This is a genomic window from Coprobacillus cateniformis (genome assembly GCF_009767585.1).
Lineage (GTDB): Bacteria > Bacillota_I > Bacilli_A > Erysipelotrichales > Coprobacillaceae > Coprobacillus > Coprobacillus cateniformis.
The window spans coordinates 2863487-2878473 of the sequence record NZ_WSNW01000001.1 but is presented as its reverse complement, the minus strand read 5'-3'; the positions used below and the strand labels follow the sequence as shown (position 1 = coordinate 2878473).

Below are 14987 nucleotides of genomic sequence, written 5' to 3'. Positions count from 1 at the left end.
CCCTATTTCACATTAGATGCCTGCATACTTGATAAAACTGCAATCATTTCTGCTTTAGTTAAATCATTAGAATACAATGAGCATACAATGCCAGAAGAAACATATGTCATTTGATTCTCATTTTCAAAAGCAACACCATCAATTAAATCAATCATTTTTCCATTGACAACCTCTACATCAATATCATCACCTGAAGTCATTGCACTTTCAATAATTGTAAACGACTTATCTCCAGTAAATTTAAGAATATGATTTGTTGTATTTTGGATTTGAGATACTTTTTCATGTTCTAATGTTGATCCCATTAATGATACAGGATAAAGTGGTAGTGACGCAGAAGCACTTGTATATTGGTTTTTGCTTTCTTTCATAATTGTCTCTTGAACAAAGGCATCTTTCTTAATATCTTCATTAGATTTAAAAGATGTTGCAGTGAGTTTGATCACTTCTGTTCCATCGCCATCATAAACTGTTACATAAACAGGTTTTAAATCTTTATCGAATTTGACTTCTTGTGTTTTCACACGTTCATCGTTTTCATAAGTCATATTTCCATTTGCCAAATATCCATCTTTCACCTTCTCTGGTTTATTATCTTTTAAAAATGATAATAATGATTGATAGATGTATGGTTTTGGAGAGTTATTTGGCCATTCACTTTTAAATTGGAAAGCTTGATTTAATGAAGGTGTAAGTACAAATACACCATCATCATTTCTTACTATAACTTGTGCTTGATTTAAAGATTTATCATAAAGTTCTACTTTATAGTAATCTTTATCATCAATCTTAGCATAAGTTGATGTGACTTGATATGATTTTAATTCATCATTCTCAAGCATTTCCATATTACAAACCAATTGATAACTCTTATATTCATTGGCCTCTTTCATCAATTTATCCAATGAAGATGATTTAAACTTAAAAAAACAAAATCCACCCACCAAAAGCACAACCGCAGCAATGATTGCAATATATTTCTTATTCATCATTTTTCCTCCTCAACATAATTTATGATAAATGTCATGTTTTATGAATAAAGATAACATGTTTGGTTATACTATCACTAGGAGGAGTAGACTATGAACCTAATACAAAAGATTGCTTTGGTATTTACAATTATAGGTGCCATCAACTGGGGATTAATTGGTTTATTCAATTTTAATCTAGTTGAAAGTATTTTTGGTACCTCTATGTTAAGTGCTATTATTTATATGATTGTTGGTATTGCTGGTATCATTAACATTATGTTACTGTTTACTGACCTTGATCAATAGATCAATGTTATCAACAATGGTCATCATAACATTTGGTATGTTATGGAGACAAGATATAAAAAGTCTAATGATCACAATTGATTATTAGACTTTTTTTCTCATTATAATACCTTTTCTTTACCTTTATACTTAAACATCCTATAATAAAAAAAGGAGGTATATTTATGAGAGATGCAGAAAAAACAATCGGGAATTTAATAGATAAGCAAAGTGTTGCTTTTATCAGTTCAATTGATGAAGAAGGTTTCCCTAATACCAAAGCCATGTTACCACCACGTATAAGAGAAGGAATTAAGATTTTTTATTTTACAACCAATACTTCTTCAAGAAGAGTTGCACAATATAGAAAGGATCCCAAAGCGTGTATCTATTTTTGTGACAAACGATTCTTTAGAGGCGTTATGCTCAAAGGAACAATGGAAGTTTTAGAAGATGCACAAAGTAAAGAACTTATATGGCAAGATGGTGATACAATGTATTACCCTGAAGGTGTTACTGATCCAGACTATTGTGTTCTTCGTTTCACAGCAACACAAGGAAGATTTTACAGTCATTTCAAATCTGAAGATTTTGATATCTAATCTATACATAATTAAAGAGACAATCTCGAAATGAACCACGATTATTTGTACGTCTAAATAATGTGGTTCATTTATGTTATACATATCAAGATAGCAAAATGCAAACCTAGTGATATCTCTTCATATTCGATGATATTAAACAAACGAAAGTTAAATATTAAATATCAATAATACTGTTATGGAAAGTATAAATACCATATTTGTCTTCATTTCATAATTTCCTTCACATATCCCTTTATTGATTCTTATTATTTTAAAGTCAACTAATGTATATTATTTCTTCTCTTTCCTAACATATCTGTCACTGTCATTTTCAATACAGTCGTGACTTTCATCATATCTGTATTAAATTTAAAATCTTCTGCATGATATTGGCGCATTAAAATTTTTAATGATTCATATTTATCTTCATCCGCAACAATTTCTATAGTTCCATGTCCAATAACACTTGCATATCCCATAGTACAACTCATTCTTTCTTCATATAGAATAAAATTATGATCACAATCCATTTCAAATGTTGCACGATTATCCTTTGCTATTAAATCCAACTTTTTCCCTTCCATAGCAGCATGGAAATAAAAAAATACCTGATTTCCTTGTACATCCAAACCAAAATTGAGTGGAACAACATATGGATATTCATCATCGTTTAATGCAATTCTACAAACATCACATTTTTTAATAATATCAATTATTTCATTAAAATCAGTGATTTCTCTATCTTTTCTTCTCATATTTTTCTCCTTGTTATCGTTTGATTTTTCTAACTCACCTTAAATTTTTAATAAAACACCTCCACAAGAGGATATTACATAATAGAGCCATTTACCACTCTCGTTGTTATTTTTGTTATCACCTTCTGCTATAAAATCTTCATCTAGCCATTAGAGACTGTTATTTTCTATACTATACATTCATTATAGCATAAATTAAAATTGTTTTTATTATGATATAAAAAATTATACATTGAAAAAAGATAGCGTCATTCATTTTCTATTTTACAAATGAAATCGATTATATTCATCCAAAAAACACTTCAATATTAAAGTGTATATTTGGTCTTGAATTTAGTTTATAGTCAACACAAATAAAATAATGTAATTTTCATATCAAAATTAACACTTTCCAACTGGGTATTTTTTAATGTTTTTTTTCATTTTATTAGAAATCATCTTTTTGATATCAACTTTTAAAAAGGCAGATAATTGAAAACAATAGATAAAGACATCTGCCAATTCTTCACAGGCATGTTCAAAGTTATACTCATCTTCCCATTGAAAACATTCTAAGAGTTCAGCTGCTTCAATAATAATTGATTTTGATAAATTATCAGCTGTATGATACTGATGCCAATCACGTTCACTCACAAAATCATCAACAATCTTTTCTATCATCTCTAACTGATCTCTAGGTGATGTCAAATCATATTCAAACATTTCACAATAATCAATCCCATCCTCTTGACGATGCAAATCAGCTATCCCTGTAAAATAAAACCCGTGTCTCTGATATAAATAACGTGCTGGTAAATTTCCTTGTGTTAAATCTAAGCGTAATGCTAAACAGTGACATCGTTTAGCAATATCTTTGATAAAACGGATCATTATACCTGCATAACCCTGACCTTTGTATAATGGAGCAATTGCCAAAGTGTGAATAACCATAACTTCACTTTCTTTAGCATTAACAAGCCAATTTGCGTCTTCATACCCTAAGTCCTGTTGATGATTGAGAATAACACTTCCAATCGTTTGGTTCTGATCTTTTAATACAAACATTTCTTGTTTTTCAATGGCTTGCTTTGCAGAGTGAATTGTTGGATAAATTCCTTTAGGCCATCTTGGATAATTCACTGTCTGTTCTAAATCAGTATGGATATCTTCATAAATATGAGCAATATCTTCTAGGTCATCTAAACTTGCAAGTTCTAATTTTAAATTTTTTAACATCTTTTCTCTCTCTTTCCATAAGAAAAAGACGATAAACGTCTTATTCTTTAAATTCTATCATTTCACCAGTCTTTAATAAGACTCTTTTTTTATGTTTGACTAATGATAACATAGGAATATCATCATTAGAATCAGAATAACCATATGAATTTTCATAATCAATTTCAATATCCTGATTCTTTAGATACTCTTTAATCCGATTAATCTTTTCTTTCCCCTTACAATTTTTACCTATAATTTCAGATGTTTCATGATTTCCAATGCGTCTTGTTCTTGTACCAATCAACTGATCAATAGGCAGTTGATTATACTTCATATAGACTTCACTAGAAGCAGTGCACAAAATCACAACATAACCCTCATCTTTTTTACTTTGCATTTCTGCAACAACTTGTGGATAGTAATATATCTCAACATGTTGATGATAAAAATCCTCAAATTCCTGATCACTCATATAACGAACAGGAAATAACAAGGCTGATTTGGCTTTTTCAAATGATGACAAATGAATAAGATATAAACCATAATAGAAAGCCATTTGAATTAAGAATATACAATGCCAAGGATGCTTACGTATATCATACTGAAGCAATCTGGTTATCGTATTTCCACTTGCAACGGTATTATCAAAATCAAACAATGCCACTTTCTTTATCATTAAGCAATCTCCAATGCAATTTCCATCATGGCTGTAAAGGTTTTTTCTCTTTCTTCAGCAGTTGTTTCTTCCTGTGTCACCAATGAATCAGAAACAGTTAACAAAGTCAGGGCTTTCTTATCCAAATGTGCTGCAGTCGCAAACAATGCATAAGATTCCATTTCAACTCCTAAGCACCCCATCGAAGCCCATTTCTGTGCTGATCCCTGATCAGCATGATAAAAAATATCAGATGCAATCACATTTCCAACATGGTAATTTAAGCCTTTTTCCTTTGCTTTCACAACTGCTTGTTCAAGCAAGTCATAAGAACTAATTGCTGAAAATGTTCCAGGTAGTTCATATTGATGAGCAAAATTGCTGTCAGTACAACTTCCTTGGGCAATAATAATATCACGCAAATGAACATTTTTTTGTAAAGAACCACAAGAACCAATACGAATAATGGCTTCAACACCATATTGTGTAAATAATTCGTGTGAATAAATTCCAATTGATGGTTGTCCCATACCAGAACCCATAATAGAAACTTGTTTACCTTGATATGTGCCAGTATATCCTAACATATTTCTCACGGTATTAAATTGTTTGACATCTTCCAAATAAGTTTCTGCTAGAAATTTTGCACGCAATGGATCTCCTGGCATTAATACAGTTTTAGCAATATCTCCCATTTGGGCTTGATTGTGTGGTGTTGACATATTAAATTTCCTCCTTAATGAAATGTCTTTCCTTCTTGAAAATAATAAACATCTTTTAATTCTGATGAGATCTCTTCACCAGCAATCGCTTGATGAATTGCATCTATCATCTCTTGATCTGTTCCTATATCATATCCAACTTTTGCAAAATAACCATCTAAAACAATAAACGGAACGCTTCCAGCATCTTCATCAACATAGTAATCTTTTAATAAACTACAGGTTTTTGCATAAGCTTCAACTGATGCATCTTCATCAATATCCATTTTAGTAATCTTCATACTTTGACCATACTCTTCTTCCAGTTGTGGTATGACAACATGAATAAATGATTTACACATTGGACAAGTTTGAGAATAATATACATATAAATAATACTGCGGTTGCTTTTGACATCCTGTTAATAAAATAAGGAATGCTAAAAATAATTTCTTCATTTTAAGATTCCTTATACAAGAAACGATAAGCCTCTAATTCATATCCTAATTCTTCATGATTCACAGCTTTTTCTATATCTTTAGCAAGTTCTTCTTCATCACCTGATGTATATCCTACAGTTGCAAAATAACCTTCAACAGCATAGAAAGGTCCTTTTTTATAAAATTCCTGATCAAAATCCTGTAGTGAATCTATCACTTTATCATAAATAGGTTCAGTTTTTTCATCATCTAAATCATAGAGTTGTATAACTAATGAATCACCATACATTTTTTCTAAATACGGAATCGCTTCTTTCTTAAAGGCTTTACATTGTGAACATGTTTCTACATAGAAGAAAGAAAGCGTTGTTTTTTGTTTTAAAGTTTTGGTTGGTATTGGCGTTGATTGACAACCCCATAACAATAAGACAGATAATAATAGTAAAATCTTTTTCTTCATCATAATCTCCTTTGCTTCTTTATTATAAACTATCTTTATTTGAAAGTATACCTGATGAAAGTATAAAATTTATCTAATTTTGTTGCAAAAAAATAATTTTAATAATATAATGGTATTAAGGAGGGCGAGAGAATGAACTTTGAATGGTCTACAAATGATATTGCAACAATGACAGTGACTGTATATGAAACAAATTTAACATTAAATAAAGCAGCATGTGCTCATTTTGAAGATGTCAACTATGTCTTGTTAGGAATAGATAAAAAAACAAGACAAATAGGAATTAAACCTGTGACCAAGCAAGAATTAGATGACAATATCTATCCTGCTAGTCAACTCCATCGCATTTCATTAGGAAAGAGTTATGGTAGAATCTCCAACAAATCGTTTGTCTATGACCTAAGTCAAGAATTTAAATTCGATTTTAGTGAAAACCAGTGTTATAAATACAAAGCCACATATGATGTTGTACATGCTATAATGATAGTACAACTATAAGGAGGGAAATCAATGTCAATTACGTTCGTATGGACAATTGTCTTAGTTATTGCTATTATTGTAGAAGCTATTACAGTTGATTTAGTGAGTATTTGGTTTGGCTTAGGTGCCATTGCTGCATTAATTGGCGAGTTCTTTGGTTTAGATCAAACGCTACAAATTGTACTATTTACAATTATTTCAATTGTTTGTATTTTTGTAACAAGACCATTGGCTAAAAAATATTTACGTGGTAATACTATTAAAACAAATCTTGATAGAGTTATTGGAAAACATTGTTTAGTCACAGAAACAATTACAGCAGATAATAAAGGCGAAGTCAAAGTTATGGGGACTTTATGGATGGCTACAAGTTTAAACAATATGACAATTCAAGCAGGTGAATATGCTGAAATTGTTTCTATTGAAGGTGCTCATGTGATTGTTAAAAAAATAAATAGAGAATCGGGAGATGATGGATTATGATAGATTTTATTACAAATTATTTATGGATAGTTATTTTGGTGATTATTGCTATTATTGTGATTGCAAGAACAATTCGTATTGTTCCTCAATCTTATGCATACGTTGTAGAAAGAATTGGTGCTTATAATCGTACATGCAATGTTGGTTTACACATTTTGATTCCTTTATTAGATAGAATTTCTAATAAGGTGTCATTAAAAGAACAAGTTATTGATTTTGCACCACAACCTGTTATTACAAAAGATAACGTGACAATGCAAATTGATACAGTTGTTTATTTTCAGATTACTGATCCAAAATTATTTACTTATGGAGTTGTAAGACCATTAAATGCTATTGAGAACTTAACAGCAACAACACTTCGTAATATTATTGGAGACCTTGAATTAGATGAAACATTAACTTCAAGAGATATTATTAATTCAAGAATGCGCTCTATTCTTGATGAAGCAACAGATCCTTGGGGAATTAAAGTACACCGTGTGGAAGTGAAAAATATTATTCCTCCTCGTGATATTCAAGAAGCAATGGAAAAACAAATGCGTGCTGAACGTGAAAGACGTGAGGCTATCTTACAGGCAGAAGGTAAAAAAACTGCAGCCATCTTAACTGCAGAAGGTAAAAAAGAATCTATGATTCTTGAAGCCAACGCAGAAAAAGAAGCCCAAATTGCTCGTGCAACAGGTGAAGCAGAAGCATTAAGACTTGTTTATGAAGCTCAGGCAAAAGGTATTGCTTATATTAATGATGCAGCACCTGCTCAAGCTTATGTCACATTAGAAGGTTTCAAAGCTTTAGAAAAAGTTGCTGAAGGTGAGGCAACAAAGATTATTATTCCTAGTGATATTCAAGGATTGGCAAGTACAATTACATCAATTGCTGAAATTGCTAAAGATCCAAAGAAAAAAGGATAACAGAATGTTTAACAGAGATTCAAATTGAGTCTCTGTTTTTATTAGTCGTTTAAGTCGATTGACAGATAAAGATGAAATGGATACAATGATGAAGAAAGAGAGGATGAGAAATTATGCATTATGATTGTTTAATTGTTGATGATGAGGTTCCTCTAGCTCAAAGTACAACTGAATATTTTAATCTGTTTGATGTAAAAACTGTTGCTGTCTTTAATGCAAGAGATTGTATAGAATTCTTAAAAAATAATACTGTTGATTTAATATTACTTGATATTAATTTAGGTGAGACTTCCGGTTTTGATTTGTGTCAAGCTCTCAGAAAAACAACACAGATTCCTATTCTTTTTATTAGTGCTAGACAAAGTGATGATGATATTTTATTAGCTCTCCATATTGGTGGAGATGATTATATTCGCAAACCATATTCACTTCATATTTTACTTGCAAAAGTGAAAGTGACATTGAACCGTTATGGAACAAAAACTTCACATATCTATGAGAATCGGCATTTATATATAGATTTCTCTGCTCAAAAAGTAAGCATTCATGGTCAGCCTATAAAATTAAAAACTTTGGAATATAGACTCTTATGTTATCTCATTGAAAATAGAAATAAAGTTCTTACAAAAGAAGAAATCTTTAATAATGTATGGAGGGATCACTTTACAAGTGATGGAACTTTAAATGTTCATATTCGTCATTTAAGAGAAAAGATCGAAGAAAATCCTGATTCACCCATCATGATTCAAACAATCTGGGGTGTAGGATATACATTCGTGGAGCAGCTATCATGAAAAAGAAAGTGACACTATTGATGATCATCTTTTTCATAAGCCTTCAGGCTTTTTTGCTTATTCAAATTTACTCTTTGCAGGATAATCAACCCTTAGATACTGTTTTGATCAATGATATTAAGCAGTCTGCTTTACAACAATGGCAAACATTATCAATGACACAATCTTTTAACAACCCTGATCAGGATCATACACTTGATTTTACTATTATTAATAAACAAGAAGAGATTTTATATACAACTAATGCAGAATTTTTCATCAGTTCTCAACACTCACTTGCTCAGCGTGAGACTATTATCAATATTCAAAATCAAGATCAATATCTTGGTCAATTGATTATACATAATCCTATAAACTCTCAGTCACTCATAAACCAACAAAAAACAAGTTGGATTATTTCAATTATGACTATTTTAGAGATTATTCTTGTACTTGGATATTTTAGATATCTCCAGTATATTATCTTTCAACCATTTCAAAAACTCAAAGAATTTGCATCACGGGTTGCTCATGGAGATTTAGATTTCCCACTCACTATGGACCGTCAAAATATATTTGGTGCTTTTAGTGAAAGTTTTGATTTAATGCGTGAAGAATTAAAAATAGCACGTTTGCATGAACAACAAGCAAATCAAAGTAAAAAAGAATTGGTTGCTAAGCTAAGTCATGATATTAAGACACCAGTTGCTTCTATTCAAGCTGTATCCGAACTCATGAGTGTTACATCAACAAGTAGTAAAGAAAAACAACAATTGCAAATTATTCATGATAAAGCGAATCAAATTAATCAATTGATTTCAGATTTATTTCATGCTTCTTTAGAGGAATTACAGGAACTCAAAGTTACCCCTACTCTTCATCAAAGCCAAGAAATTTATCAAATAATTAAAAATTCTGATTATCAAAATATGACACATATCCAATCTATTCCTGAGTGTTTAATAAGTTATGATGCCATTCGTTTACAGCAGGTCTTTGATAATCTCTTAAGTAATTCTTATAAATATGAAGCATCCCAAATTGATATATCCTTTGAATTTAAAAAAAATCATTTCGTTATATTCATTTCTGATAATGGATTAGGAATAAAAAAAGATGAACTTCCCCTTTTATTTGAAAAATTTTATCGTGGCAGTAATAGTCAGAAAAAGAGCGGCAGTGGTTTAGGTCTCTATATCTCACACTATTTCATGAAACAAATGCATGGTGATATGAAGGCTGTAGAATCAATGCATGGTCTCTCTTTAGTTTTATCATTACCTTTAGCATCATAATTAAGAAACTGTTAAGAATTGAACAAAGACAAATAAGGATTTTCTATGATAGAGTGAATATGTCAATAGACAGAAAGGAATATATAAGATGAATGAAATTATACTTTCAACTCAAAAGCTATGTAAAACATTCTCTAGTCAGGGAAATCAACAACATATTTTAAAGAACTTAGATTTAAATATTTATAGAGGGGATTTTACTGTCATTATGGGACCTTCAGGGGCTGGGAAATCAACATTATTATATGCTTTATCTGGAATGGATAAACCAACCCTTGGAACAATTCAATTTTCAAATAAAATCATTTCTGATTTAAGTAATGATCAATTGGCGATTTTTAGAAGACAGCATTGTGGTTTTGTTTTTCAACAAATTTATTTACTTGATACAATGAGCGTTATGGATAATGTTATGGCAGCAGGATTACTGCTTTCACATAATCGCAAAGACATTTTAAATCGTGCTATCCAATTATTTAAATCAGTTGGTTTACCAAAAAGCTGCTGGTCACAGTTTTCATCCCAGCTTTCTGGTGGTGAAGCACAACGTGCAGGTATAGTTCGTGCTTTGATTAATCAACCTGAAATCATTTTCGCTGATGAACCAACTGGTCAATTAAATTCAGCTTCTAGTACTGATGTTTTAAATACCTTAACAAAAGTCAATCAATTAGGTCAAAGTATTATTATGGTGACTCATGATTTACAATCAGCTCGCCGAGGGAATCGGATTCTCTATTTACAAGATGGTGTCATTCGTGGAGAATGTCATTTAGGACCATATCAACCCAATAATCAAAAACGCCATGAGCTTTTAACATCCTTTCTGATTGAGATGGGGTGGTAATGATGACATATATTTGGCTTTTAACCAAGTCCCATTTACACAAAAACAAAGGGCAATCACTTTCACTTTTATTGATAATTATTCTTGCTGGTATTTTAATGAATCTAGGATTAATGGTTGGTCTTCATTATAATCAGTCATTTGATCAAAGAGCAAAAGATCTCAATAGTGCTGATGTCATTATTGCCCTACAAAAAAAAGACCCCAAATATATCAGTTCATTTGAACAAAAGCTCTATACTGATAAATTATCTTCTCAAATAGAAAAACAGTCTATTTTGTATTTATCTGGTGAATGTCAATATAATCAAGACGAGACCACTAAGCAATTTGCTATTATGAATGCTCAATCAAAGCATCAAATCAGTCAAATCTCTTATGTAGAGAAATCTAAGACATCTTATAATAATCCGATTTATTTACCTTATCTTTTTAAGACTGGTGGAAACTATGAATTAGGTGATACATTTCATTTAAGAGTATTTTCAAATGATGGTCAAGAAGAAAAGTTTTCATACCAAGTTGCGGGATTCTATGAAGAAACAATGTTAGCAACCCTTAATTCCACAACAACAGGATTGATTTTAGAAGATGCTCAATACCAACAATTATCTAAGGCATTTACTCATACTTTAGATGCCTACATGTATCACATTCAACTCACTGACCCTTCTTTAGCTGAAGTGTATACAACCAAACATACTCCTGATGTCAATCGCTCAACTACACTCTATGATTGTGTTTTCTATGATACAATTAAAATGGCCAGAACAATCACATCATCAATTGGATCATTATTAATCATTGCATTTGCATTTATATTAGCCAGTATCTCAGTCATTGTCATTAAATTTAGAATCAGTCATTCAATTGAAGAAGATATGCAAAATATTGGTGCTCTTAAAGCCATTGGTTATACTGGTAAAGATATTGTAAAATCACTTCTTCTTCAATTTTTAATAATAACGATAATTGGTTCATTTCTTGGAATTATCTGTTCCTATGCACTCTTACCTCTTCTTTCGCAAATGTTTGCTATTCAAACAGGAATTATTTGGAATCAAGGATTTGATATATTTTCATCATCATTAACTATCAGTTTATTACTTGTCTTAACTATCTGTGTTGCACTTTTTTCGGCACAAAAGGCAAGACATCTTCAACCAATTCAAGCACTACGTAGCGGTTTATCAACCCATAACTTCAAACATAATATTTTCCCACTTGATTCTTTTCCTGGGAATTTGCATATTTTACTTGCTGGAAAAACGTTCGTTCAAAGTTTTAAACAAAATCTTTTTGTTGGAATGATTGTTGCTAGTATTAGCTTTGCCGCTCTGTTTGCAAGTGCAATGTATGATAATATTTCAGTTAAATTTGATAAATTTTTAGAATATACTGTTGGAGAACTTTTTGATGTACAACTTTATATCAAAAATCCTGCCCATTTAATGCAAACAAAAGTTTTATTAGAAACATTCCCTGAAGTAAGAAAGGTTATTGATTATAATATTGAATATTTAAAAACTGATGAAGGCGCATCTGTTATTTGTTATGCAACTGAGGATTATGCCAATTATGATAATCAAGATATACTTTATCAAGGAAGATTCCCAAAACATACAAACGAAGTTGCTATTGGAGGACTCTTATCACAATCATTTCATAAGCAGATTGGTGATACAATTACTTTAATTAAAGGTGACAACCAGCAAGAGTATTTGATTACAGGTTTAATTCAAGGTTCTAACTTTATGGGACATGATGCCGCAATGACAAATGATGCTTATCAAGCATTGTCTCCTTATCATCAACAATCAACTCTTAATGTTTATTTAAATGATAACATAAATATTGATGACTTTATTCAGATGATTAAAGATAAATACCCTGATACATTTATCAGTGTTGTGAATAATATGAAAACCATTACAGCTTCGATGGGAACATACCGTGAAATTGTGAGTATGTTAGTCATTGTTATTGCTTTTGTAACTGCTGTTATTATCGCTTTAACATTATATCTTGTTATGAAGACTTCATTAACACGCAGAAAAAAGCATCTGGGAATTCAAAAAGCATTAGGGTATACAACTTCTCAACTGGTTTTACAGAATGCCTTAAGTTTATTGCCTGCTCTGCTCATAGGATCGTTATTAGGTTCTATAACTGCTTATTATACAATAAATCCTATCTTAAGTTTATTATTTTCAAGTATTGGCATTATGAAAGTTAATTTTGAAATCATACCAGCCATATTTCTGATTTTAAACTTTATAATTATTTTCTTTGGTTTTATTATTTCCATTTTTGTTGCTTTACGCATTCGTAAAATAACTCCATATTCATTAATGAGCCATTGATATTTCAAATAGATTGAGCAAGACATATGCTGAATCTATTTTTTTACTTTCAAATGAGGTATAATAAGAACAAAGGAGGAAAGATATTATGAGTTCAAAGACAACAAATTCTACAACAATGTTTATATATATTGCTATGGTTATTATGGGTGTTTCTATAATAGTCAGTTTAACAAATTATTTTTCATTCTTTAATATCCTAAGAGCCATTTGTGGGATGACAATTATCTTTGGATATTATTTATTAACTCAACAAAAGAAAGTCGGTTTTATAGTGATGTGGTTAGGAACACTCTTTTATGCATTGACTCTACAAATATTAGGTCCTGAAGGTGCAATAGTTTCTATTTTTATGTCATCAGAAATCATTTTAAATATCTTTGTGACATTTGCTGTATCAAAACAATTGAAAGATTATTCATAAAAAAAACAGCACCTTATAATGCTGTTTTTTTCCTAAATATAAAACTGACTCCTGTTTCTTGATTAACTGCATGAACCTGATATCCAAACATTGATGAAATCTTACTGACAATTGAAAGTCCTAATCCAAATTGACCTTTCACACCTTTAACATAAGGATTAAATAAAAAAGGTAAAGTTTCTTGATCAATATGGTCGCCATCATTATAAATCTCTAAATATTTTTCCTTAAGAATAATATGTATTTCAGTCTTTGCATATCGTGTTGCATTTTCAATGATATTTTCAATTGCAACACGCCAATGTTCTTCATCACCAATAAAACATACATCTTCTAAATCTGTTTTTAAGGTTAATTCTGGTTTTAAAGCATCCATTTGATTGACAATCTTTTCAATCAATTGTTTCATATCAAATGTTCCTAATTCATTATTCTCACCTTGTAGATAATCCAGTCTATTTAAATATAAGAACGACTTCACTTTATGTTCTAATCGCTCAGCATTCTCTAAAATAATATCCATAGAACTATTTTTATCACCATAAGGATAAATATCATCCTTAACACTTTGACCATATGTTTGAATCAAAGCAATTGGTGTTTTTAAATCATGTGAGATATTATGAATCATTTCTTCTTTAATGCTTTCTTGTCTCTCAAGATCTTCTTTCATTTCTACCAACGCCTGAGATACAATTCCAATTTCATCTTCTCTATCTATAAAGAGTTCATCATTTTTTCTATTTTTAATATTATCAATATAATTCTTTATTTTCTTTAATGGATTGATCAATGTCAAAACCCATAAAATCATCATAATTGCAAAAATAACAAAGAATCCATACTGAATATAAATAATTTGATTTCTTAAAGAAGTAATTAAATCATTAGAATAATCACTATTGACAATAGATATTAAATAATATTGTGAATCTTGAGAATATCTTGTAATCATATAATAAAATGTTTCATTACCAAAAGTTCCTTTATTCTTAACTTTAGAGTGGGATGTATTAACCAGTTGTTGTAAGTCTTTTCCAAAAAGATCCTGATAAAGTTCTAAAACAAAATTTTCAGAAACAATATTTGATTTTTCAAATATCTGAGTAGAACTGTTATAAATAATATGATACGTTTGCTTTGCTTGTTTATTTGGCATATAAGAATCATTAATAACCGCATACTGAGAGATACTTAATGTTTCATACATTTGACTATCAATAATAGAACTTAAGTTATAATCAACCAAAGGCATCATAACAGCCACAAGCAGCAAACCAACAAAACTCAAAACAACAATCAGCTGTTGAACAAGTGAAAGTTTTTTTAGAAAGTTTAGTTTTGAAATTTTTTCACGCAT

18 protein-coding genes are annotated in these 14987 nt (G+C 30.4%); 10 read left to right on the top strand and 8 right to left on the bottom strand.

Features of this window, described 5'->3' with window-relative positions:
- Positions 1 to 2: 2 nt before the first annotated feature.
- Entirely contained in the window at positions 3 to 989 is a 987-nt protein-coding gene (locus GQF29_RS14195; protein WP_017143822.1) for a LolA family protein, read from the bottom strand.
- A gap of 93 nt (positions 990 to 1082) precedes the next feature.
- Here GQF29_RS14195 and GQF29_RS14190 point away from each other — a divergent pair, with 93 nt between their 5' ends.
- A complete protein-coding gene (locus tag GQF29_RS14190) occupies positions 1083 to 1277 on the top strand; it encodes a DUF378 domain-containing protein (protein ID WP_008790510.1) in 195 nt (64 codons plus the stop codon).
- 164 nt (positions 1278 to 1441) lie between these two features.
- A complete protein-coding gene (locus tag GQF29_RS14185; RefSeq protein WP_008790511.1) occupies positions 1442 to 1858 on the top strand; it encodes a pyridoxamine 5'-phosphate oxidase family protein in 417 nt (138 codons plus the stop codon).
- 263 nt (positions 1859 to 2121) lie between these two features.
- Here GQF29_RS14185 and GQF29_RS14180 read toward each other — a convergent pair whose 3' ends face one another.
- The 6 genes from GQF29_RS14180 to GQF29_RS14155 form a co-directional block, all read right to left on the bottom strand.
- Positions 2122 to 2595, bottom strand: coding sequence for a pyridoxamine 5'-phosphate oxidase family protein (locus tag GQF29_RS14180; RefSeq protein ID WP_008790512.1), 474 nt, complete (start codon positions 2593 to 2595; stop codon positions 2122 to 2124).
- Positions 2596 to 2976: 381 nt separating this feature from the next.
- Positions 2977 to 3810 carry a GNAT family N-acetyltransferase gene (locus tag GQF29_RS18995; protein WP_008790513.1) on the bottom strand — a complete coding sequence of 278 codons (834 nt, stop codon included), beginning with the start codon at positions 3808 to 3810 and terminating at the stop codon, positions 2977 to 2979.
- A 40-nt stretch (positions 3811 to 3850) separates the two neighbouring features.
- A complete protein-coding gene (locus GQF29_RS14170; RefSeq protein WP_008790514.1) occupies positions 3851 to 4468 on the bottom strand; it encodes an HAD family hydrolase in 618 nt (205 codons plus the stop codon).
- Complete coding sequence (gene deoD / locus GQF29_RS14165) at positions 4468 to 5169, bottom strand: purine-nucleoside phosphorylase (protein ID WP_008790515.1); 702 nt, start codon at positions 5167 to 5169, stop codon at positions 4468 to 4470. The genes GQF29_RS14170 and deoD overlap by 1 nt, the downstream gene beginning before the upstream one ends.
- Positions 5170 to 5183: 14 nt before the next feature.
- The gene (locus GQF29_RS14160; RefSeq protein WP_008790516.1) at positions 5184 to 5606 is read right to left on the bottom strand and encodes a hypothetical protein; all 423 of its coding nucleotides are present in this window, start codon (positions 5604 to 5606) and stop codon (positions 5184 to 5186) included.
- 1 nt (position 5607) lies between these two features.
- Positions 5608 to 6048 (bottom strand): hypothetical protein, encoded by a 441-nt coding sequence (locus GQF29_RS14155; RefSeq protein WP_017143823.1) that lies wholly within the window; start codon positions 6046 to 6048, stop codon positions 5608 to 5610.
- Positions 6049 to 6180: 132 nt separating this feature from the next.
- Between GQF29_RS14155 and GQF29_RS14150 the strand changes: the two genes are divergently transcribed.
- From GQF29_RS14150 to GQF29_RS14115, 8 genes are all read left to right on the top strand, one after another.
- A complete protein-coding gene (locus GQF29_RS14150) occupies positions 6181 to 6546 on the top strand; it encodes a hypothetical protein (RefSeq protein WP_008790518.1) in 366 nt (121 codons plus the stop codon).
- A 12-nt stretch (positions 6547 to 6558) separates the two neighbouring features.
- Positions 6559 to 7011 (top strand): NfeD family protein, encoded by a 453-nt coding sequence (locus GQF29_RS14145; protein WP_008790519.1) that lies wholly within the window; start codon positions 6559 to 6561, stop codon positions 7009 to 7011.
- Entirely contained in the window at positions 7008 to 7925 is a 918-nt protein-coding gene (locus tag GQF29_RS14140) for an SPFH domain-containing protein (RefSeq protein WP_008790520.1), read from the top strand. The genes GQF29_RS14145 and GQF29_RS14140 overlap by 4 nt, the downstream gene beginning before the upstream one ends.
- A gap of 113 nt (positions 7926 to 8038) precedes the next feature.
- Entirely contained in the window at positions 8039 to 8719 is a 681-nt protein-coding gene (locus tag GQF29_RS14135) for a response regulator transcription factor (RefSeq protein WP_008790521.1), read from the top strand.
- Positions 8716 to 9993, top strand: coding sequence for a HAMP domain-containing sensor histidine kinase (locus GQF29_RS14130; protein ID WP_008790522.1), 1278 nt, complete (start codon positions 8716 to 8718; stop codon positions 9991 to 9993). The genes GQF29_RS14135 and GQF29_RS14130 overlap by 4 nt, the downstream gene beginning before the upstream one ends.
- Before the next feature lie 88 nt (positions 9994 to 10081).
- Positions 10082 to 10840 (top strand): ABC transporter ATP-binding protein, encoded by a 759-nt coding sequence (locus tag GQF29_RS14125; protein WP_008790523.1) that lies wholly within the window; start codon positions 10082 to 10084, stop codon positions 10838 to 10840.
- A gap of 2 nt (positions 10841 to 10842) precedes the next feature.
- Complete coding sequence (locus tag GQF29_RS14120) at positions 10843 to 13203, top strand: ABC transporter permease (RefSeq protein WP_008790524.1); 2361 nt, start codon at positions 10843 to 10845, stop codon at positions 13201 to 13203.
- Positions 13204 to 13291: 88 nt separating this feature from the next.
- Positions 13292 to 13627, top strand: coding sequence for a hypothetical protein (locus GQF29_RS14115; protein WP_008790525.1), 336 nt, complete (start codon positions 13292 to 13294; stop codon positions 13625 to 13627).
- Positions 13628 to 13640: 13 nt separating this feature from the next.
- On the opposite strand, the gene GQF29_RS14110 is transcribed toward GQF29_RS14115, so the two are convergent.
- Positions 13641 to 14987: a HAMP domain-containing sensor histidine kinase gene (locus GQF29_RS14110; protein WP_017143824.1), complete on the bottom strand. Its 1347-nt coding sequence runs from the start codon at positions 14985 to 14987 to the stop codon at positions 13641 to 13643.

What these genes read in the sequence shown, in the direction of transcription:
- GQF29_RS14195 (WP_017143822.1), bottom strand. Translation starts at nt 989, where the DNA reads ATGAATAAGAAATATATTGCAATCATTGCTGCGGTTGTGCTTTTGGTG.
- GQF29_RS14190 (WP_008790510.1), top strand. Translation starts at nt 1,083, where the DNA reads ATGAACCTAATACAAAAGATTGCTTTGGTATTTACAATTATAGGTGCC.
- GQF29_RS14185 (WP_008790511.1), top strand. Translation starts at nt 1,442, where the DNA reads ATGAGAGATGCAGAAAAAACAATCGGGAATTTAATAGATAAGCAAAGT.
- GQF29_RS14180 (WP_008790512.1), bottom strand. Translation starts at nt 2,595, where the DNA reads ATGAGAAGAAAAGATAGAGAAATCACTGATTTTAATGAAATAATTGAT.
- GQF29_RS18995 (WP_008790513.1), bottom strand. Translation starts at nt 3,810, where the DNA reads ATGTTAAAAAATTTAAAATTAGAACTTGCAAGTTTAGATGACCTAGAA.
- GQF29_RS14170 (WP_008790514.1), bottom strand. Translation starts at nt 4,468, where the DNA reads ATGATAAAGAAAGTGGCATTGTTTGATTTTGATAATACCGTTGCAAGT.
- deoD (WP_008790515.1), bottom strand. Translation starts at nt 5,169, where the DNA reads ATGTCAACACCACACAATCAAGCCCAAATGGGAGATATTGCTAAAACT.
- GQF29_RS14160 (WP_008790516.1), bottom strand. Translation starts at nt 5,606, where the DNA reads ATGAAGAAATTATTTTTAGCATTCCTTATTTTATTAACAGGATGTCAA.
- GQF29_RS14155 (WP_017143823.1), bottom strand. Translation starts at nt 6,048, where the DNA reads ATGAAGAAAAAGATTTTACTATTATTATCTGTCTTATTGTTATGGGGT.
- GQF29_RS14150 (WP_008790518.1), top strand. Translation starts at nt 6,181, where the DNA reads ATGAACTTTGAATGGTCTACAAATGATATTGCAACAATGACAGTGACT.
- GQF29_RS14145 (WP_008790519.1), top strand. Translation starts at nt 6,559, where the DNA reads ATGTCAATTACGTTCGTATGGACAATTGTCTTAGTTATTGCTATTATT.
- GQF29_RS14140 (WP_008790520.1), top strand. Translation starts at nt 7,008, where the DNA reads ATGATAGATTTTATTACAAATTATTTATGGATAGTTATTTTGGTGATT.
- GQF29_RS14135 (WP_008790521.1), top strand. Translation starts at nt 8,039, where the DNA reads ATGCATTATGATTGTTTAATTGTTGATGATGAGGTTCCTCTAGCTCAA.
- GQF29_RS14130 (WP_008790522.1), top strand. Translation starts at nt 8,716, where the DNA reads ATGAAAAAGAAAGTGACACTATTGATGATCATCTTTTTCATAAGCCTT.
- GQF29_RS14125 (WP_008790523.1), top strand. Translation starts at nt 10,082, where the DNA reads ATGAATGAAATTATACTTTCAACTCAAAAGCTATGTAAAACATTCTCT.
- GQF29_RS14120 (WP_008790524.1), top strand. Translation starts at nt 10,843, where the DNA reads ATGACATATATTTGGCTTTTAACCAAGTCCCATTTACACAAAAACAAA.
- GQF29_RS14115 (WP_008790525.1), top strand. Translation starts at nt 13,292, where the DNA reads ATGAGTTCAAAGACAACAAATTCTACAACAATGTTTATATATATTGCT.
- GQF29_RS14110 (WP_017143824.1), bottom strand. Translation starts at nt 14,987, where the DNA reads ATGCGTGAAAAAATTTCAAAACTAAACTTTCTAAAAAAACTTTCACTT.